Below are 21,634 nucleotides of genomic sequence, written 5' to 3' on the forward strand. Positions count from 1 at the left end.
CTTTCATTACAGCAGTATACTCAGCCCGAAGTTTTCTTCATTCACCATCAACTATAGCGGAGAGAACAATCGCTTGTAGAAAAGCGAAAGCGGTCGTTTTTGTTCTCGAATTTACACCTCAGTCTTATGACTAAATCCGAGGACAACGGCGATTGGAGCAGCGATTAGTTCTCAGAGTGTTTACCGATCGCACCTAAGCATTGACAATGATGATAACATTCAGTAATATAAGAATATCATTATTTGATAATGATTATCAATGATAATATAGGCTGATTAAAGTAAAATCTTAGTCAATGGGCAACTAAAAAACGCCAGGACAGATTTCTATCCTGACGTTTACTATCATTATATTAAAATTGATTGGGCTGTATATATACCAATTACATACCAAGCCATTTTTTGAATAGTAACTTCGTTGTATCACGATTCATTGCTGCAATTGATGTCGTAAGTGGAATTCCTTTCGGACATGAACGAACACAGTTCTGAGAGTTACCACAGCCTTCTATTCCGCCATCTTCCATTAGTGTCTCAAGTCTCTCATCTTTATTCATTGCACCGGTAGGATGTACATTGAAGAGGCGAACTTGTGATATAGCAGATGGTCCGATAAAGCTGTTACGATCATTCACATTCGGGCATGCTTCAAGACATACGCCACAAGTCATGCACTTGGAAAGCTCATATGCCCATTGACGATCAGCTTCTGCCATGCGTGGACCAGGACCAAGATCATAGGTTCCATCGATAGGAATCCATGCCTTAACTTTTTTCAGAGCAGAGAACATTCTTTCACGATTGATAACAAGGTCACGAATAACCGGGAAAGTACGCATTGGCTCAAGCCTTACTGGCTGCTCTAATTGATCGATTAACGCACTACATGCTTGACGAGGCTTTCCGTTAATAACCATAGAACAAGCACCACATACTTCTTCAAGACAGTTAGACTCCCAAATAACTGGTGTAGTGGTTTTACCTTCCGCAGTTACTGGGTTACGTTGAATTTCCATTAACGCACTAATTACATTCATATTAGGACGATAAGGAATCTTGAACGTTTCCGTATATGCAGCTGAGTCTGGTTTATCCTGACGAGAAATAATAAAGGTAACAGTTTTCGTAGCTACTGTAGTTTCAGCCATTGTTATTCTCCTTTCTTCTTCCCTGCAGAATAATCACGAGTACGAGGTTTAATCAAGCTAACGTCAACGTCTTCATATGAAATTTTCGGACCTTCTGGAGTCCAATCTGCAATAGTCGTTTTCAAGAATTCTTCATCATTACGTTCTGTAAATTCAGGCTTGTAATGCGCACCACGAGATTCATTACGTTGCAATGCACCTAATGTCATTGCCTCAGAAAGTTCAAGCATATTCCACAATTGACGAGTAAATGCGACACCTGCATTATTCCAATTGGCTGTATCGTTAATGTTAATATTGTTATAACGTTGTTTCAGTTCTTTAATCTTTTGAATAGTTTCTGCCAACTTGTCGTTGTAACGAACAACGGTCATGTTGTTAGTCATCCATTCGCCAAGCTCTTTGTGGAGTACGTATGCATTTTCAGTACCCTTCATACCAAGAATACGATCATACTTCGCTTTTTGCTCACGAACAGCTTTATCAAACACTGTAGATGAAATATCTTCTGATGATTTCTTAAGACCTTTAATATATTCGACAGCTTTTGGCCCAGCAACCATACCACCGTAAATAGCTGATAATAGTGAATTAGCACCAAGACGATTAGCTCCATGATAATTGTAGTCACATTCGCCAGCTGCAAAAAGACCAGGAATATTCGTCATCTGATTATAATCTACCCACATTCCACCCATTGAATAGTGGACTGCTGGGAAAATTTTCATTGGTATTTTACGAGGATCATCACCCATGAATTTCTCATAGATTTCAATGATACCACCAAGTTTAACATCAAGTTCCTTAGGATCTTTATGAGACAGATCAAGGTAAACCATGTTTTCACCGTTAATACCTAATTTGTCATCAACACATACGCTGAAGATTTCACGAGTTGCGATATCACGAGGAACTAGATTACCATATGCAGGATATTTCTCCTCAAGGAAGTACCAAGGCTTACCGTCTTTGTAGGTCCAGATACGACCACCTTCACCACGAGCAGATTCACTCATTAGACGAAGCTTATCATCACCTGGAATTGCAGTTGGGTGAATTTGAATGAACTCACCATTGGCATATTTCACACCTTGTTGATATACCGCACTTGCAGCAGTACCTGTGTTAATAACGGAGTTCGTAGTTTTACCAAAGATAATACCAGGACCACCTGATGCAAGAATAACTGCATCACCGCGCATCGTATGGATTTCCATCGAACGTAAATCTTGAACAGCTACACCACGACATACGCCGTCATCATCAATAACGGAACCAAGGAATTCCCAATGCTCATATTTCGTAACTAGTCCCGCTGCTTCCCAGCGACGAACTTGCTCATCTAGTGCATATAACAGTTGTTGACCAGTCGTAGCACCTGCAAATGCAGTACGGTGATATTGTGTTCCACCGAAACGACGGAAATCTAACAAACCTTCTGATGTACGACTGAACATTACGCCCATACGGTCCATCAAATGGATAATGCCAGGTGCAGCTTCACACATTGCTTTAACTGGTGGTTGATTTGCTAAGAAGTCACCGCCATATACGGTATCATCAAAATGCTCCCAAGGAGAATCGCCTTCACCTTTTGTATTTACAGCGCCGTTAATACCACCTTGAGCACATACGGAATGTGAACGTTTAACGGGAACGATTGAGAATAGATCGACATGTGTGCCTGCCTCAGCGGCTTTAATTGTGGCCATTAGACCAGCAAGACCGCCACCAACGACAATAATTTTATTTTTAGCCATTACGATTCGCTCCTTGATCTATACTAAAGAATTGAGCGCACTGCCATATAGGCATCTGCCACTTCTTTGAATTCGTCACCTCTGAAAGCAACAAGAGATAAGATGAACAACGCCGAGATAATTACAAAAATACCGATACAGATTTTTGAAGAAATACGTTGAGCTCTTTCACCAACCGTAATTCCCCAGCTAATAAGAAATGCCCAGAAACCATTTGCAAAGTGGAACGATGCTGCAAGCACACCAACTACGTATAGTACGAACATAAGTGGACTTGATGCGATGTGATTCATTGTTGATCCAAGTTCCTCATGTGAAATTTGCCCAAGGTATACCTGGAAACGTGTTTGATACACATGCCAGAATACGAATACGAAAGTAATTACCCCAGTAATACGCTGAGCTGTAAATGCCCAATTTCGTCCGTACTTAAAACGTCCTAGATTAGAGTTTGACTGATAAGCTACGTACAAACCATATATTCCATGGAATAATAGTGGAATATAAATCAATATAAACTCAAGTACAGGTAATAATGGTAAACTGTTAATCAAATTTACCCCTTTTTGAAATCCTTCTGGTCCTCGCTCAAAAGCTTGGTAATTCGTTAAAGCATGCACGACGAAAAATCCGCCTAGTGGAATAATCCCTAGTAGTGAGTGCAGCTTACGAGAGAAATAGCTATTTCCCTTCATCTCTTTGTTTCTCCTCTCAAACTGTAAGTGCTTACTTATCCAATTAAATCAACCCACATTTTACCTTACCCATATGTGCTAGTCAATCAATCACCTATAGGTATAGCAAATTATGACACATTTTAGCCATAGTTTTATCCTACTCTTTTTTCGCTTATAATGGAATTGCATATTTATTATTAATGCTTATAACTAATTTGCATAAGCGTACCAATTCATCTATACTTTCACTATAGGAAGCTTATATTTAAGTCTATCTTTGGAGGACATTATCATGGATGAAGCTTTATATATTTTCAAACGTATCGTAGAGCACTCTAGTATGAACAAAGCTGCTCATTCACTTAATCTATCTCAACCAGCGTTATCACGTAAAATATCAAAGTTAGAGCATGAGATCGGAGCTCCTCTATTTCGTCGTATCGGAAAAAGACTTGAGCTTACACGTATTGGACAGCTTACTTTTGAATATGCTATTGAACAAGAACGGCTCTATCTCAAATATTTGAAAACAGTTGCGGAATTCAAAGAAACTGGTAGAAGCTCCATTACGATTGGTGCAAGTTTGACGACATTACAAACGACTTTACCAGATCTCATTACTTTACTACGTGAATCTCATCCTGAGATTGATATTAAAGCGATTACCGGAAAAACCCATGAAATCGTAAGCTTTGTGAAGGAACATAAAGTTGATATTGCTGTCATTGCTTCACATTTAGATGATTCCTATGTACAATGCACTCCGTTGTTCGATGATCATCTTATTCTTGTCATGCCTCGTTCATTAATGCTCCAAGAAGCAAAGCAATTGGACGTCCATGATCTGAATAATATTCCGATGATCCTATTTTCCAAAGGAACTTGGTATCGATTATTAACTGATGAATTATTCGAAGCTTATCAATTAACGCCCGAAATTAGAATGGAAATCGATTCTTTCGAAGCGATATTACGTTTGCTTCATACCTTTAGAGCAGGAGCACTGCTTCCGAAGTCATATTTGCGCCCTCAATTAATTGATGATAATGATCTTGATATTTATCCCATTCCACAATTAGAAGGAACTAAGCGGACGACATCATTAATTCATGCAGATCCTAATACATTAGATGTAGCGGTGCGAAATTGTATTCAAGACATTGCAACTTTTTATCATCGACAAGCGTAATAAGCATATGACTTTAATGGAATATATTGTATACAATATAACCAACAAACACGGTATAATTAATACACAATAATTTGAAGAGGTGAATTATGATCAACCAGATTACACCAAAAACATGGAAGTTAATGAGTATTTTAGCTACGATTTCACTCATTGTTTTCATTTTATTACAGCTACTTCCTAGTTTAAACGCATCAGCAACATCGACATCAAGTAGCAAACCTATTTCTAATGATAAAGCGATTGAAATAGCATCAGCATTTGCTGAGCAACATACTGGCTTTAATGTTGAGCAGGCAGAAGCATACCATCAAGCTAATAAAGCTTATACAGGCTACATAATGAAAGAACAATTACAAAAGATTCATGAAGAAAAATTCGAAAAGATCGTACCGTTCGATCAATACCAAGTCAATGTTCGCTTTGATTCAGGTGAAGGTAATGGATACGTAATTATGAGCCTATTTACTGGTCAAATTACCGGTTGGAATTTTTCTATTACTGGAACTGAAGCAGATGAGGCAACTACTTTAACAGCACTAAAACAAGAAATTACAGAGCAAAATTTCCCTTTGAATGACGAGACACATTTCGATATGTATGAAGCAGTTAGTCAACCAAGTTGGGCTTCGATTACAGATTCATCAAAGCACTCTATCGGTTGGTATGTATCTAATGATGAACAATTTATCGGGGATGCTATTCTACAAATAGATACTGTTGTATTGGAAACGAGTGAAGGAACTATTGTAAGTAGATACATTCCTGACTTCATTATTCCAGATGAATACACTGCCTATACTAAAAAACAAGATTTCTTTGCTGGCATATGGACTTTCGGAGTATATATGGGCTTTACATTTATCTTCGGAGTTCTGGCAATTATTTATGCAATATTATATCGCCGCCATACTTCTTTCAAATATGGTGCGTGGTTGACAGCAATCAGCACATTAATTTCTCTACTTGTTAACTTCGGATTTTTGAAAAGTCAACTCGGATTAGAGTCTAATACCATTATGGAAAATGGATTAGCTAATATCTTTATGCTTGGAGTTGTCATTGTTTCGGTTATCTTTGGTGCCGTCGGAGTATATTTCTCTTTCATTGCTGGTGATGGTCTCTGGAAAGCTCAAGGCTTCCGACTATGGCCACGATTCCGTGATCAAGGTTACGGGCATTACATTTGGGATATGATGAAAATGTCTTACTTGCTTGCGATAATATTGCTAGGCATTCAAAATGTTATCTACCTATTACTGACTACTTTACTTGGTACATGGTCAGCAAATGATGCCTCACAATCATTCTTAAACTTTGAATATACTTGGTTATATCCTGCAGTAGCATGGATGGCAGCGATAACGGAAGAAGTAATATATCGTTACTTCGGAGTTGGTATTTTCCGTCGTTGGTTCAAAAATACATGGTTAGCAGCAATAATTCCTTCCATTGTATGGGCAGCAGGACATACAATGTATCCACTTTACCCAGCAAGCACTCGAATTTTAGAGCTAATAATTGTCGGAATGCTATTCACATTTATTATGGTGAAATTCGGCTTTATCGCAGCAATGTTCACTCATGCGATATTCAATACGATACTTATGAGTATGCAACTTGTTATGTATGGAGGTACAGTTGATCTTATCTCTTCTATCGTATTCATTATTCTACCGTTCTTTATTGCTTATGTTATTAAGTTACTTCATAACAAATTTAATAAAGGTTCAAATAGCTCGCTTGTCAGTGCCAAATAGATGTCATGAAGCTAGGGAAGTGAGGAACGCAGTGTACGCTATTGGTACATGAGTACCACAACAACCGATGAATGGCAGATATGCCGTCGGATAAGCTACGTCAGCGACACATCGCAATCACAGGCGTGTTATTTAACCTTCCACTAAAAGAAGGACACTACAGGACCACCTAGTCCTGAGTATCCTCCTGTAATGCCGTAAGAATTGTAGTTGCTAACTTTTCACCAATAGATAGAGGCTTAAAGTCTTCGACTTGAGCCTCTTTTATTTTTTTCAGAGATCCAAAATGTTTCAGTAGTTGTTTGCGACGTTTCTCGCCAATGCCTGGAATTGAATCCAGCTTCGATTCTACCATTGATTTCGCTCGTTGCTGACGGTGGAAAGTGATCGCAAAGCGATGCACTTCATCTTGAATCCGTTGAAGCAAATAGAACTCCTGACTATCTCGTCCGAGTGGTATAAGTTGAGGTGGATCACCACTCATTAATTCTGCTGTTCTGTGCTTGTCATCCTTAACTAGTCCACATACTGGTATAAATAGGCTCAATTCATCCTGTAGCACCTCTATAGCAGCTGATATCTGTCCTTTACCACCATCTACTACAATGAGATCTGGAAGCTCTGTACCTTCCTTCAAAGCGCGCTCATAACGGCGACGAATTACTTCTCGCATCGTGCCATAATCATCTGAACCTTCGATCGTCTTCACATTGTATTTACGATATTCGCGTCGATCTGGCTTACCATCACGGAATACAACCATTGCAGATACTGGGTTTGTCCCTTGTATATTCGAGTTATCAAATGCTTCAATGCGATGTAAATGATCCATTCCTAGCGCATGTCCGAGATTACGTGATGCAATGATGCTCCGTTCCTCATCTCTTTCAATAAGTTTGAACTTTTCATTTAGTACATTTTGTGCATTTTGTATTGCCATCGAAACAATTTCACTCTTCTGTCCACGCTGTGGAATTAAAATTTTGACCTTTAGCCATTCATGTAACCAAGACGTTATTTCTTCAGCAACCATGCTACTTCCTTCAAGTGGCTGCGGGAGTAAGATTTGTCTAGGTAATGCAGGATTTTCACTATAATACTGAGTGACAAAACTCATAAAGTCATCGTATTCCTCGCCATAATACGGGAATGAAGTTCCGTGTCGCTCGATTAATTTACCTTTGCGCATATATAGAATCTGTACACTCATCCAACCTTTATCGACAGCGTATCCGAATATATCCCGGTCGAGTGCATCATTCATCGTAATCTTCTGCTTCTCCATAATAGCATCGATCGCTACCATTTGATCGCGATATTCCTTAGCACGTTCGAATTCAAGTTTCTCTGCTGCTTCACCCATTTTACGTTCCAATTCAAGTCTAACTGAATCTTCACCGCCATTAAGGAAGCGGGTAATTTCCGCTGTCATCTCATCATACTTACTTTGATCAATTTCAAATTCGCAAGGCGCAATACATTGCCCCATATGATAATAGAGACATACTTTGTCGGGAAGCTTTTGACATTTGCGCAGTGGATATAAACGATCTAATAATTTTTTCGTTTGTTGTGCAGCATAAGCATTAGGATAAGGTCCAAAGTATTTGGCTTTGTCCTTGTATACTTTACGTGTCACCTCAAGCCTTGGATGAGCCTCATGCGTAATTTTAATATATGGAAAAGTTTTATCGTCTTTTAATAGAACATTATATCTTGGATTATGCAGCTTAATGAGATTACACTCTAGTATTAGAGCTTCCATATTGCTACCTGTTATAATAAATTCAAAGTCAGTAATTTCACTAACCAATTTTTGCGTTTTCCCATTATGACTGCCATTGAAATACGATCGAACGCGATTTTTCAAAATCTTCGCTTTCCCAACATAAATAATGACATCTTCATTATTTTTCATAAGATAACAACCAGGCAAATCAGGAAGTAATGCTAACTTGTTACGTAGATGCTCTTTCACAATAGCTTCATCATAAGGATTCGAAGATTGCGTCACTATATTACCTCCTAAAACTTTTCATAACTTCTTGAATTATATCTGTGCAATGAAAAGTTGCTTCGTAAGCATAAACCAAACTTTTCATAACTTCTTGAAATATCCTTACAATGATAAGTTACTTCGTTTATTATTGTAGCATATTTGTTCGTATTGATCCCTTTCAATTGAATAACTTCGTTCTTAAATTATTTCGTTACTTATACAGTCACTTTCTATCCAAGTAAATTATTACACAGTTAATAAAAAGTATGGACAAACGTTTATTCTCTTTACATTTTAGCGAAATATTGGTTATACTATGTACAGCAATAGGTCTGTCAAGGAGGACTGCATGATGGAAAACGTACGCGATCCACGTCAGCATATTAACGAAGAACCACGTGACGATCTTAAAGATGTTATGGTTGGTTTCGGCGGCATGCTTGGCTTCATGGTCGTTGTGTTCGCTGCTGCAGTAATTGTGAAATTTTTGATTTCATAATACGCAGACAGAATGCAACAAAAAGACCGGTTGACTCTTATCATCGAATAAGAGTCAACCGGTCTTTTCTGTACTATACATATATTATTGCGATTTGGAATTTCTTGATTTTTTATCACTATCTTGTTTGTTAGGAAAAGTAACGGTACGATCTTCAAAGTTACTATCTTTATTAGAAGTAAGTTGATATCTAGTTCTCTCAGTACGATCAATTTGAACGATTTGACCATCATGAACAGTTACCAGTACTTGCCCAAATTGTAATCCATTTATTTGTTCGGCAATACGCGCTTGCCAAACTTCATCAACTTGTAAAGGCTTCGCCATAATAATTCCTCCTAAAACTTTTCATATCTTCTTGAGTTGCATCTTTGCAGTGAAAAGTTACTTCGTAAGCATAATCAAAACTTTTCATATCATCTTAAGTTACATCATTACACTGAAAAGTTACTTCGTAAGCATAATCTAAAACTTTTCATCTCTAGTCTATACTTTCCCGCTTCGACTGAAGTCCTTCTTTCCACTCTACGATTGCCTTCACGATTAAAGTAAATATCGCTAGTAACATTAGCAACGATGCTATGGCAAACGCTGCTGAAAATTGATATTCATTGTACAATATTTCAACATGCAGAGGTAACGTATTGGTTCTGCCGCGAATATGTCCTGATACGACAGATACAGCTCCAAACTCGCCCATCGCCCTAGCATTACATAGAATAATTCCGTATAACAAACCCCATTTAATATTTGGTAATGTTACATACCAAAATACTTTAAAACCCTTTGCACCAAGACTAATCGCAGCCTCTTCTTCACCAATCCCCTGTTGTTGCATAAGTGGAATTATTTCCCTTGCTACAAATGGAACGGTGATGAATAGCGTAGCAATGATAATACCTGGAACTGCGAAAATTATGTTAATGTCACGTTCTGCTAACCATGGTCCAAAATATCCTTGTGCTCCAAACATAAGAACGAACACAAGTCCTGCAATAACAGGCGATACGGCAAATGGTAGATCGATCAACGTTAATAATATTTGCTTACCACGAAATTTAAACTTAGAGATTGCCCAAGCTACGAGTACACCAAACACTGTATTAAGTGGTACAGCTATTAATGCCGTTATTAGCGTTAACTTCAAGGCTGCAAATGCGTCCGAATGGGTTATCGCATCAAGATAGACCGAGAATCCCTTTTGCAGTGCCTCTACGATGACGAGTGCAAGAGGTAATACGATCATAATGACGATGAACAATACTGCTATGCCAATTAAGCTCCAACGTACCCAGGTCGCTTCATTGATATGCTTCTCTCGCACAATTTTGTGGGGGGAGCTGTGGTAGTTTACTACTCCAGCCATATCATTCCCCTCCTTTTTATAGGATAGGATGTTCAATAAGAACTCTTGTGATCACGTAGAGTGTGCTAACGAAGCTTACTCGTCGGCGAATATGACATTCATTGTTCTCTCCAGTGCTCATATACCAATGACGTACATTCCGCGCTTCGCTTCTCTAGCTTCATGTCATCTTCTTGGTGCTGACAAGTGATCTTATTGAACTTTCATTGGATAGGATGCTTCATCAAAAAAATTGTGATCACGTTGTTTGGCTTCAATGACTATTCGACGTCGAATATGGCATTCATCGGAAGCCTCAACCTAAGAGTTCGAAGTCATTCTACGGTTCATTCTCCATTGCAATAGATTGATGGCGAACAATAATATGAACGAGACGACTAGCATCACAGCCGCTATTGCAGTTGCTCCTGCGTAGTCATATTGCTCAAGCTTTGTCATAATTAACAGCGGTGAAATTTCTGTTTTCAAAGGCATATTACCGCTAATAAATACGACGGAGCCATATTCACCTATTCCTCTGGCGAACGCTAATGTGAAGCCAGTTAATAAGGCAGGGAATAATGTCGGTAATATAATTCGGAAGAAGGTACGGAGGCGATATGCACCAAGCATAACCGCTGCCTCCTCCATATCTTTCTCCAAATCTTCAATAACAGGTTGCACCGTTCTAACGACAAATGGGATACCGATAAATGTTAATGCAACGATAATACCAAGAGGAGCATATGCTACCTTTATGCCTAGTGGCTCTAAGAACGAACCAATCCAGCCATTTTTCGCATAAATCGCAGTCAAGGCAATTCCTGCAACTGCAGTAGGTAATGCGAATGGAATATCAACAAGTGCATCTATAATCTTCTTACCTGGAAATTGATACCTCACCAACACCCAAGCTACGATTAATCCAAAAAAAGTATTAATTAATGCTGCGCACAGTGCTGTAACGAAACTAACACGATAAGAGGCAAGCACGCGTGCATTCGTAACAGCAGCCCAAAACTCCTCAAAAGTAAGCTCGAACGACTTTAGGAAAATAATAGCGAGTGGGATAAATACAATAATGCTCAAGTAGAACATTGAAATCCCAAGTGTTAGTCTAAAGCCTGGAATGATCGTTCTGGATGTTGAGCGTTTGCGCTTAAGGTTAGCTAATGACATACGTGCTCATACTCCTTTATAAGTCAGATTCACTTGACGTATTAGCTACCTGGTGTATAGATTTGATCGAACACTCCTCCATCAGCGAAGTGTTTCGTTTGCGCTTCTTTCCAGCCGCCAAAGTCTTTATCAATTTCTAATAATTCTAGCTCAGGGAATTGATCTTTGAACTGTGCTGCTACTTCTGGATCGGTAGGGCGGTAATAGTTATCCCCTGCAATTTTTTGTCCTTCAGGAGTGTACAAGTATTGCAAGTAAGCTTCTGTAACTTCACGTGTACCACGTTTGTCGACTACTTTATCGACAATTGCAACTGGTGGTTCAGCTAATATACTTAGTGATGGATATACAATATCGAATTTATCAGGACCTAATTCGTTGATAGATAAATACGCTTCATTTTCCCATGCTAGTAGCACATCACCAATTTCACGTTCTACAAAAGTTGTCGTTGAACCACGAGCTCCTGTATCTAATACCGGAACATGCTTGAATAGCTCTGTTACATATTGAACTGCTGCTTCCTCACTATTGTTATTCTGTTTAAGTGCATAACCCCAAGCCGCCAAATAGTTCCAACGAGCTCCACCTGAAGTTTTCGGATTCGGTGTAATAACTTCTACATCATCCTTGATTAGATCATTCCAATCCAAAATGTTTTTCGGGTTACCTTTGCGAACTAGAAACACGATTGTTGAAGTATAAGGGGAACTGTTACGTTCAAATTGTGTTTGCCAATCACTTTCAATTAGTCCTGCGTCTACAATTGCATCGATATCGTAACCAAGTGCCAATGTAACGACATCTGCTTCAAGACCATCCACAACTGCACGACCTTGCTTTCCAGAGCCACCATGTGACTGTTCAATTGTTACTTCTTGATTAGCTGTTTCTAACCAATACTTCGCGAATGCTTCATTGAAATCGACATATAGCTCACGAGTAGGGTCATATGATACGTTCAATAATTTAACAGGATCTTTTTTGACTACTGTTTCTGTAGTATCTGGTGTTGCTGTATTGTTAGCAGGTTTCTCTGTCTGTTGACCTTTTCCATTAGCTGGCTGTGAATTGTTAGTTGCTCCGCAAGCTCCTAATACACTAATTAGCAATGCTAATACGATAATTTTTGATAGATGAGTAATTGACTTAATGTTCATAACAAATCCCTCCATAATTTCGGGATAGGTAATGTTCATTCCGGTTGTTCCGGTCATTAATTATTATTCCTATCAGTTTAGTTGGTTATTAATTGAATAGTAACAACGATTACCATCTTCTGTCAACATATTTTTATTAAAGGTATTAGATTACCTTATAAAGCCAAGTTAATCAAAGTAAGCTCCGAATAAGCAACTTGATTATGTAATTATGACCTTATTCAATGCCAAAAAGGAGCAGCCCCATCGTCACGAGCATGACTTTGGAGCTGCTCCTACTTGCTTGGAAACGAGTAGCAAAGCGTACGTTATTGGTACGCGAGCACACGCAGGCTTTAGATGAAGGACATATTCGACGCCGAATTTGCTACGTCAGCGTTACCGCGTAATCACCGGCGGGCGTTTTGAACTACCATATCTTTTCGTTAATATTTCCGCTTTGAGATCTCTTCAAGCGGCATTGTTTCTGTAAACACATTTTCCGGTGGAATAATTCGCTTAGGCAGTGTTCTACCAGCCATAATTTCATTGGCAGCTTGCATAATCATTGGTCCTAGCAATGGATTACATTCCACAATCAAATTAATTTTCCCTTCACTCATGGCCTCAAGTGCCTTTTGTGTTCCGTCAACTGAAATAATGACTATATCTACACCTGGCACTAGACCCGCTTCCTCAATAGCTTGAATTGCACCAAGTGCCATATCATCATTATGTGCATATAACACATCGGGTTGTTGTTCACTTTCCAAAAAAACCTTCATAACTTCTTTACCTTTTTCAGTCGTAAAATCTGCCGTCTCGGTAACGTAAAGTTCTAAGTTCGACTCGTTTTTAATCGTATCTCTAAACCCTTTTCCACGTTCTATGGAAGGAGTAGATCCGGTCGTACCTGCCAATTCAGCAATATATATAGTTTCTTTTCTTTTACTCATTTTATCGATTAAATACTTACCTGCTTTAACACCTTCGTCATAGAAATCAGATCCAATAAACGTAACAATTAACGAAGAATCTTCAACATCTACAGCTCGATCAATTAATATAACTGGTATGCCAGCAGTATGAACTTCTTGAAGTATCGGTTCCCAACCGGTTTCCACAACAGGAGCAAACGCAATAATATCTACTTTTTGCTCGATAAAGGAGCGAATCGCCTCGAATTGTCTCTCTTGTGATTGCTCTGCATTTTCCAAAATAAGCTCAATGCCCATTTCACTTGCAGCCGCCTCAATCGATTCTGTATTTGCTAGTCTCCACTTACTTTCAGAACCTAATTGCGAGAAACCTAATACAATTGGTTTATCTATTTCAACGTCTTCTTCAATCTCATTTATAACTATAGGCATGTTATTGGTAATATTGTTCACCATTGATTGACCTGCTTGGCATCCACTTAACAGAAGTAATAACACCAAACTACATAGTAAATTTCGATGCCGTAATAGCTTCATGCTATAGCACGCCTTCCGTCTATATATTCTAACTATGCGCAACTGGAGTATTAATAGGAAGAATAGAATAGCTAGTACAACAATGATAACATGGTAAAATTAGGTTGCCAATGCCACTATTTTCTCGTTAGTAATGAATATCCCGCTTGCTTCTTCCTCTGAGTTCCAAGTATTCTTTGCAATATAATAAAAACAAATAGTAACAACCCAATAACGATTTTTGTCCACCAAGAACTTAATGTTCCTTCAAAACTAATAATCGTTTGAATGACTCCTTGAATCATTACACCGAAGAATGTACCCGCGATATAGCCAACTCCTCCTGTTAATAGTGTACCTCCTATCACTACTGCTGCAATCGTATCCAATTCTGCCCCCATCCCATGTGATCCGTAACCTGAAAGCATGTAGAATGTAAAGACAACTCCTGCTAAGGAAGAGCATAATCCACTAATGGCATAGATCATTATTTTAGTGCGGGCAACTGGAAGACCCATTAATAATGCAGATTGCTCACTTCCACCTATGGCATAGATATTTCTACCAAGCCTTGTGTAGTGGGCAACAAATATGCCTGCGATAACGATAACTATTGCTATGATCACACTTATAGAGATAAAATTACCACCTGGTAAATAAACTTTTGTTTGTGCTAAGCTCACATACATCGGGTGATCAATCGTTATCGTATTCGTACCAATAACGTAGCATAGACCCCGCGCCAAAAACATGCCCGCTAATGTAACGATAAACGGCTGCAGTTTATAATAATGAATTAATGCTCCCATAACTAGTCCCATTGACGTTCCTATCAATAACACTAGTGGAATAACTAATATTGGTGACCAGCCATGTTGTTGAACCAAAGTAGCAGAAACCATTGTAGTTAGAGCTATAACTGAGCCTACTGACAAATCAATTCCACCTGACACAATGACGAAAGTCATTCCTACTGCAGCAATTAGTAGATAAGCGTTGTCTATTAATAGATTCAATATGATTTGCATCGAGAAAAAGCCAGTATAACGAAACGAACCTGCTGCAAACATGAAGATGAACAAGCAAATCGTTATAATGATAGGAATAAATTTACGATTAAAGATAAGGCATCACCTCTTTATCAACAGAAGCTCGCGTTGTTTTACGTTTAACGAATGATTTCCGGAATGATTCTGACTGAATTAAGCATACGGCAAGTACAACACAAGCTTTCACTACTAGTGTTATCTCTGGTGATACTCCAGTCATATAGATCGTTGTTGTTAATGTTTGTATTATAAGAGCACCAATAATCGTCCCCATTAAAAAGAATCTTCCCCCGTTAAGTGAAGTTCCTCCAATAACTACTGCAAGAATAGCATCCAACTCATACCAAAGCCCTGCGTTGTTACCATCTGCACTTGCAACATTGGAACTAAGTAGTAATCCAGCAATCCCTGCACATAATCCACAGAATATATAGACAACAAAAATCACCATACTAGACTTGATTCCAGAAAGTCTACTTGCCTCAGGATTATTTCCAACAGATTCAATGAATAATCCTAACGCTGTCTTACGCGTTAATAGTGTTGCAACAAGCAATACAATAAGAACTACAAAGATCGAAAACGGTAAAGAAAATAGAGATCCTGAACCTAAAAATTGATAATTAGAACTTACGACTGTAATAATTTGTCCATCTGTTATGAGTTGTGCAATACCTCTTCCTGCAACCATTAATATTAATGTTGCAATAATCGGCTGAATTCCTGCTCCAGTGACGAGAAATCCATTCCACACCCCAAGCACAATAGATAACAATAATGCCGTTCCTATCGCCGTCAACACGAGCGAGAAAGCATTCTGATCCGTCCCCTGACTAATCGTTAGACATGCCATTGCACCAGAAATAGCAACAATTGAGCCCACCGACAAATCAATTCCTTTGGTCGCAATAACTAGCGTCATTCCAATAGAAACTAGTATTAACGGTGCCCCGAAATTCAATATATCGATGAGACTCCCATAAAGTTGACCATTTCTCATTTCAAGTGAAAAGAAATCTGGAGAATATATAAAATTGAAGAGCAATAATACGCCAAGTACAACAAGAGGATAGAATAAGTGATGCTTCATTATTCCTTTCATTTCCCTCCACCTCCTGCAATTGCCTTCATAATACTTTGCTGATTCAATTCTGTATTTGTCATCTCTTGAACAATATGTCGATCACGTAATACAGCGATACGATCACTCACTCGAATGACCTCGTCTAATTCCGAAGATACAAACAATACAGACATACCTTCTTCTGATAATGATAATACGAGCTTTTGAATTTCTGCTTTTGCACCTATATCTATCCCTCTTGTCGGTTCATCTAATATTAGCAATTTAGGCTGCGTCAAGAGCCAGCGCCCTAATAGTACTTTTTGTTGATTACCACCACTTAAATTTTTTATTAATTGCTCCGGAAGTGGCGGGTTAATATTTAACATTTTTATATACTCATCAGCTATTGCATTTTGCCTTTTTCTTGGTATTCTCTTAAACCAGCCTCTATTTGCTTGCAATGCCAAAATGATATTTTCTCTGATCGTAAGATCTTCAATGATTCCTTCAGTTTTTCTATTCTCAGAACAGAATGCTATCGAATTATCTAATGCTTGACGCGGTGAATGGATACTTTTGTTACCTTCAAATTGAAGGGTACCTTGATCAGCACGATCCGCACCAAAAAACAGTCTAGCTACTTCTGTTCTGCCCGAACCTAGTAATCCTGCTAAACCTACAACCTCACCGTATCCAATTTTCAAATTAAATGGTTCAATAACACCAGAACGGCCAAGTTCCTCTGCCACTGCAAACCAGTGATCTTGCTTCTTCTGTTTGTGAGACTTAGGCATCTCTTCAAAAGCTTGTAATGTTTTCCCGATCATTTTGGATACTAACTCTAACTGTGACAAGTCACTAGTCATATATTCGCCTACAAATTGACCATTCCGTAAAATCGTAATGCGATTAGATACCTCATATACTTGATCCAAGAAATGAGTAACAAACAAGATGGCAAGTCCTTCTTCTTTTAATTTCATCATAATGTTGAACAATTGCTTTACTTCATTCTGATCCAGACTAGAAGTAGGCTCATCCAAAATTAGTACTTTTGCTGAAATATTCAAAGCTCTAGCAATCGATACTAGTTGTTGGATAGCAACGGAATACTCATGTAATGGTAGAGTTACATCGATTTCTAGATGTAATCGTTCACTCAACAATTTCCTCGCTTTTTCATTCATCTTTTTCCATAAAATGCGTCCGAATTTACGAGGTTCTCGTCCAATAAATATATTTTCTGCAACAGTTAGATTAGGACATAAATTCACTTCTTGATACACTGTACTAATACCAACTTCTTGCGACTCTAGTGGACTTTGAACTGCAATGGATCGCCCATCTAGCTCAATGTCACCTACATCAATCGTATACACTCCAGTCAATACTTTAATCAAAGTTGATTTTCCAGCGCCGTTCTCCCCCATTAAAGCGTGAATCTCCCCTGAAAATAATCGAAGACTCACATTATCTAACGCTTTGACTCCTGGAAAACCTTTATATATGCCTGTCATTGTTAAAATCGGTTGTTGTTCATGCATGATATCGCCCTCCTTCAAGAAAAAACACTTCAAATCATGCCATCAAAATAAAATCCAAACTGCTCGCTTGTCGTCTTCGCCGTCGATTAAACAACGAAGCATCGCATCGTGATCACAGGCGGGCAGTTTGAACATCGTCTTCCAATCAAAGTTCAAAATGATCGCTTGTCTCCCGTCAAAAAGACGATATGAAGCTAGGAAACGAGGAGCGTAATGTACGTTGTTGGTACATGAGCACCGCAGGCTTCCGATGAATGTCGTCTTCGCCGTCGATTAAACAACGAAGCATCGCATCGTGATCACAGGCGGGCAGTTTGAACATCGTCTTCCAATCGAAGTTCAAACTGCTCGCTTGTCAGCATCAAGAAGACGATATGAAGCTAGGAAATGAGTAGCGTAATGTACGTTGTTGGTACATGAGCACCGCAGGCTTCCGATGAATATCGTCTTCGCCGTCGATTAAACAACGAAGCATCGCATCGTGATTACAGGCGGGCAGTTTGAACATCATCTTCCAATCAAAGTTCAAAATGATCGCTTGTCTCCCGCCAAGAAGATGGCTTGAAGTCTAGGTAGCGAGAAACACAGCGTACGTTGTTGGTACGCGAGTATCACAGTCTCCGACTTCATGCGATATTAGATGCCGAATCTACTCCGAAGTTAAAACATCGTGATCACGGGCGGTTATTTCGAACATCCTCTAGTATTGGCGAGTTGGTAGAGCTTCTTTCGCCTGCTCAGATGTAAATGTTGTTTCTTCCGTTACGATACGTGCAGGGATTTCTTCACCGGCTAAAACTTTATTTACCGCGTCCATAAGTTGTGGTCCAAGTAATGGATTACACTCAACGATATAGTTGATTTTGCCTTCACTTGCAGCTTGCATACCATCTTTTACTGCATCAACAGATATGATAATGATATCTTTACCTGGTACTAAGCCAGCAGCCTCAATCGCTTGAATTGCACCCAATGCCATATCATCATTATGAGCGTACAGTACATCGATATCTTTATGTGCTTTTAGGAAAGCTTGCATTACTTCTTTCCCTTTTGCACGAGTAAACTCTCCTGTTTGAGAAGCGATTACTTTTAATTTTGAGTTAGCGCTAATTACATCTGCAAAACCAGCCATACGATCATTAGCAGGTGCAGAACCTGTTGTCCCTTGTAACTCTACAATGTTAATATCCTCTGAAGAATCTTTGTATTGCTCAAGTAACCATTCGCCAGCCTTACGACCTTCTAGTACAAAATCAGATCCGATAAACGTTTTGTAAAGAGAAGTGTCTTTAGAATCTACTGCACGATCCGTCAAAATAACAGGAATGCCTGCGTCTTTCGCTTCTTTCAATACAGTGTCCCATCCTGATTCAACAACTGGAGAGAAAGCGATAACATCTACTTTTTGTTGAATATACGAGCGAATAGCTTTAATTTGATTTTCTTGTTTTTGTTGAGCGTCTGAGAATTTCAATTCAAATCCTGCTTCAGTAGCTGAATCTTGGATCGACTTTGTATTCGCTGAGCGCCAACCGCTTTCTGCCCCAACTTGAGCAAAGCCAAGTACTACTTTATCACCTGATGATTTTCCACCATTGTTACTACATGCTGTAACAACTAACAGGACTAGTACTAAAAGAAGTGCAAAACTCAACTTACTTGATTTTTTCATTATCTAAAACCCTCCCCTTTGTCACCATTTACTGGTGTACGCTCAGTATATAGGGGGTGCTAGCTGTAGATATACGGAGTAATTTAAGCTTTTCATTCAATTTTTTATGAAATTGAAAGGCTACTACTCAAATTCATAGATTTTTTTATTATTTAATTGTTAATTTTGGTTACGTTTACATTTTTCATCTTCTAGGTTATTTTTTTGATATACTATGAGATATTACTGTTTTTTACCATATCTTATTATAAATGGAGAGGGACTGGTTTTATTGTTCACTTTGCTTAGAATGATTACATCCAGCTTAAAAGCAAAGCTATTAACTCTCTTTGTAATATTAACCGCTGTCCCACTAGTTACAGTTGGCTTAATCTCCTATCAAAAATCTTTCGATACGATATCTGACCATAATAAAGCTTCTTCTATGTTAGTAGCAGAACAACTCGCTCGTGATATCGATGTACTATTTCAAGATACGGGTAAGTTGCTAGAGCTAGAAAATAATCCTCATGTGCTGAAGTTTTTATTTGCACCTAGTGAGACTTATGCAAATGCTAAGGAAATACTAGAAACTTTTGAGTTATATCGTGAAATTTATAAGTACGAAGATGTTAGAAATATTACGATGATTAACCTATATGGTAAAGGTATTAGTGAACGTAAAGGACTTTTTCAGCTAGATTACAACCCATTACGAAATTCTCATTTAAGCCAATTAATGAAAGAGCCTGAGTCTGTATTAATTATTCCACCAATAGATGCCTCACCGCTAGATCGACTGGATGGATTCAAATACCCGACTTCTGACACCGTTTCTATTATGGCAACTGTGAAACAAAAAGTGACGAGAGAAGTTATAGGTTTTATCGTTATCGATATGAATAATTCTGTCATTAAACAATTCACAAGTAGCGTAGCCATCGGGGATTCCGGATTTTTCTATGTTACAGATCAAAAAGGTAATCCGATTTTCTCATCTCCCGAGATGAATAAGTTTTCGAAATCATCTCAACCTGCAGATTGGATTAATAAAATTCTGCCTCTCGAGCAAGGAAGTTTTGTCGACAATACATCAGGTATACCGATTTTTGCTGTCTTTACGACATCACCAACAACCGACTGGAAAATTATCGGCACTGTCCCTCTACAAGAGATTGTTGAAGATGCTAATGAAATTAAACAACTTATTATAATAAGTGTACTTCTAAGTATTATCTTTGCGATTACGCTATATTTCTTCATCACTGCCAGATTAACTCGGCCTATTCAAATTTTGAAGAAAAAAATGCGACAAGCAGCAAATGGAGATTTAGAAGCAAAAGTTAAATCCACAGGGCAAGATGAAATAACAGATCTAGGACACAGCTTTAATCTAATGCTTGAAAAAATCAAAAATTTACTACATCAAAATTTACAAGAAAAAGAAATGATTCAAAAGGCTGAGTTACGAACGCTACAAGCACAAATCAATCCGCATTTCCTATACAACACACTAGATTCAGTCATTTGGATGGCGGAAGCGGGAAAAAATGATCAAGTTATTAAGTTAGTTCAAGCTTTCTCTCAATTTTTCCGAATAAGCTTGAATAAAGGTAGAGATTGGATCTCTATTAAGTCCGAAGTCGATCATATTCATAACTATCTCGTTATTCAACAAATGCGTTACAGTGACATTCTAGAATACGAAATAGACATTGATCCTATACTTCTACCACACGCAACGCTAAAAATGACACTTCAGCCTTTAGTAGAAAATGCAATTTATCATGGTATTAAAAACAAGCGTGGAAAAGGATTAATTCGCATTAATGGTCATATCGTAGATCAAGATATTCTTCTCATTGTTGAGGACAACGGAATAGGCATGGCATCTGAACGTTTGGAAGCAATACTGTTAGAGCTTAGAGAACCTAGATTATCGGAGCAAGAGTCCACTGATCAACCGCGTGGTTTCGGTCTATATAATGTCAATCAACGTATTAGACTGTATTTTGGAGAACGATATGGGATTGAGATTGAGAGTGAGGAGGAGATCGGTACCAAACTAACTGTACGCATTCCCACCTAGCCACTTGTGATCACGATGATTACGCTATCGTAGCGGATTCGACGGCGAAGATGGCATTCATCGTTAGCTCCAGTACTCATGTA

17 protein-coding genes are annotated in these 21,634 nt (G+C 38.5%); 4 read left to right on the forward strand and 13 right to left on the reverse strand.

The window, feature by feature from the left end; all coding sequences use genetic code 11:
- Positions 1 to 383 precede the first annotated feature (383 nt).
- The 3 genes from sdhB to NAG76_00415 are packed head-to-tail and all read right to left on the reverse strand — an operon-like array spanning position 384 to position 3,603.
- Entirely contained in the window at positions 384 to 1,148 is a 765-nt protein-coding gene (gene sdhB, locus NAG76_00405; GenBank protein URN94758.1) for a succinate dehydrogenase iron-sulfur subunit, read from the reverse strand.
- A 2-nt stretch (positions 1,149 to 1,150) separates the two neighbouring features.
- Positions 1,151 to 2,908, reverse strand: a complete 1,758-nt coding sequence (gene sdhA, locus NAG76_00410) for a succinate dehydrogenase flavoprotein subunit (GenBank protein ID URN94759.1) — start codon at positions 2,906 to 2,908, stop codon at positions 1,151 to 1,153.
- 23 nt (positions 2,909 to 2,931) lie between these two features.
- The gene (locus NAG76_00415) at positions 2,932 to 3,603 is read right to left on the reverse strand and encodes a succinate dehydrogenase cytochrome b558 subunit (GenBank protein ID URN94760.1); all 672 of its coding nucleotides are present in this window, start codon (positions 3,601 to 3,603) and stop codon (positions 2,932 to 2,934) included.
- 274 nt (positions 3,604 to 3,877) lie between these two features.
- Here NAG76_00415 and NAG76_00420 point away from each other — a divergent pair, with 274 nt between their 5' ends.
- Both NAG76_00420 and NAG76_00425 read left to right on the forward strand, forming a co-directional pair.
- Positions 3,878 to 4,774 carry a LysR family transcriptional regulator gene (locus tag NAG76_00420; GenBank protein URN94761.1) on the forward strand — a complete coding sequence of 299 codons (897 nt, stop codon included), beginning with the start codon at positions 3,878 to 3,880 and terminating at the stop codon, positions 4,772 to 4,774.
- 89 nt (positions 4,775 to 4,863) lie between these two features.
- Positions 4,864 to 6,534: a CPBP family intramembrane metalloprotease gene (locus NAG76_00425; GenBank protein ID URN94762.1), complete on the forward strand. Its 1,671-nt coding sequence runs from the start codon at positions 4,864 to 4,866 to the stop codon at positions 6,532 to 6,534.
- A gap of 169 nt (positions 6,535 to 6,703) precedes the next feature.
- Here the strand turns inward: NAG76_00425 and uvrC are convergent, their stop codons facing one another.
- Entirely contained in the window at positions 6,704 to 8,512 is a 1,809-nt protein-coding gene (gene uvrC / locus NAG76_00430; GenBank protein ID URN96726.1) for an excinuclease ABC subunit UvrC, read from the reverse strand.
- 373 nt (positions 8,513 to 8,885) lie between these two features.
- Here uvrC and NAG76_00435 point away from each other — a divergent pair, with 373 nt between their 5' ends.
- A complete protein-coding gene (locus tag NAG76_00435) occupies positions 8,886 to 9,032 on the forward strand; it encodes a YqzM family protein (protein URN94763.1) in 147 nt (48 codons plus the stop codon).
- An 84-nt stretch (positions 9,033 to 9,116) separates the two neighbouring features.
- Here NAG76_00435 and NAG76_00440 read toward each other — a convergent pair whose 3' ends face one another.
- The 9 genes from NAG76_00440 to NAG76_00480 form a co-directional block, all read right to left on the reverse strand.
- On the reverse strand, positions 9,117 to 9,359 hold the full coding sequence (locus tag NAG76_00440; protein ID URN94764.1) for a YezD family protein: 243 nt from the start codon (positions 9,357 to 9,359) through the stop codon (positions 9,117 to 9,119).
- Positions 9,360 to 9,513: 154 nt separating this feature from the next.
- Complete coding sequence (gene cysW, locus NAG76_00445; GenBank protein URN94765.1) at positions 9,514 to 10,398, reverse strand: sulfate ABC transporter permease subunit CysW; 885 nt, start codon at positions 10,396 to 10,398, stop codon at positions 9,514 to 9,516.
- A gap of 300 nt (positions 10,399 to 10,698) precedes the next feature.
- Entirely contained in the window at positions 10,699 to 11,556 is an 858-nt protein-coding gene (gene cysT / locus NAG76_00450) for a sulfate ABC transporter permease subunit CysT (GenBank protein URN94766.1), read from the reverse strand.
- A 41-nt stretch (positions 11,557 to 11,597) separates the two neighbouring features.
- Positions 11,598 to 12,716, reverse strand: coding sequence for a sulfate ABC transporter substrate-binding protein (locus NAG76_00455; GenBank protein URN94767.1), 1,119 nt, complete (start codon positions 12,714 to 12,716; stop codon positions 11,598 to 11,600).
- Between the two features lie 425 nt (positions 12,717 to 13,141).
- Positions 13,142 to 14,170 (reverse strand): ABC transporter substrate-binding protein, encoded by a 1,029-nt coding sequence (locus tag NAG76_00460; GenBank protein URN94768.1) that lies wholly within the window; start codon positions 14,168 to 14,170, stop codon positions 13,142 to 13,144.
- A 116-nt stretch (positions 14,171 to 14,286) separates the two neighbouring features.
- On the reverse strand, positions 14,287 to 15,219 hold the full coding sequence (gene yjfF / locus NAG76_00465; GenBank protein URN94769.1) for a sugar ABC transporter permease YjfF: 933 nt from the start codon (positions 15,217 to 15,219) through the stop codon (positions 14,287 to 14,289).
- A gap of 46 nt (positions 15,220 to 15,265) precedes the next feature.
- Complete coding sequence (locus tag NAG76_00470; GenBank protein ID URN94770.1) at positions 15,266 to 16,300, reverse strand: ABC transporter permease; 1,035 nt, start codon at positions 16,298 to 16,300, stop codon at positions 15,266 to 15,268.
- The gene (locus tag NAG76_00475; GenBank protein URN94771.1) at positions 16,297 to 17,808 is read right to left on the reverse strand and encodes a sugar ABC transporter ATP-binding protein; all 1,512 of its coding nucleotides are present in this window, start codon (positions 17,806 to 17,808) and stop codon (positions 16,297 to 16,299) included. Before NAG76_00475 ends, NAG76_00470 begins: the two co-directional genes overlap by 4 nt.
- A 700-nt stretch (positions 17,809 to 18,508) precedes the next feature.
- Positions 18,509 to 19,483, reverse strand: a complete 975-nt coding sequence (locus NAG76_00480) for an ABC transporter substrate-binding protein (GenBank protein URN94772.1) — start codon at positions 19,481 to 19,483, stop codon at positions 18,509 to 18,511.
- Positions 19,484 to 19,754: 271 nt separating this feature from the next.
- Here NAG76_00480 and NAG76_00485 point away from each other — a divergent pair, with 271 nt between their 5' ends.
- Complete coding sequence (locus tag NAG76_00485) at positions 19,755 to 21,551, forward strand: sensor histidine kinase (protein URN94773.1); 1,797 nt, start codon at positions 19,755 to 19,757, stop codon at positions 21,549 to 21,551.
- Positions 21,552 to 21,634: the final 83 nt, after the last annotated feature.

Origin of the sequence: Candidatus Pristimantibacillus lignocellulolyticus, assembly GCA_023639215.1 — a bacterium.
GTDB classification, from domain to species: Bacteria; Bacillota; Bacilli; order Paenibacillales; family Paenibacillaceae; genus Pristimantibacillus; species Pristimantibacillus lignocellulolyticus.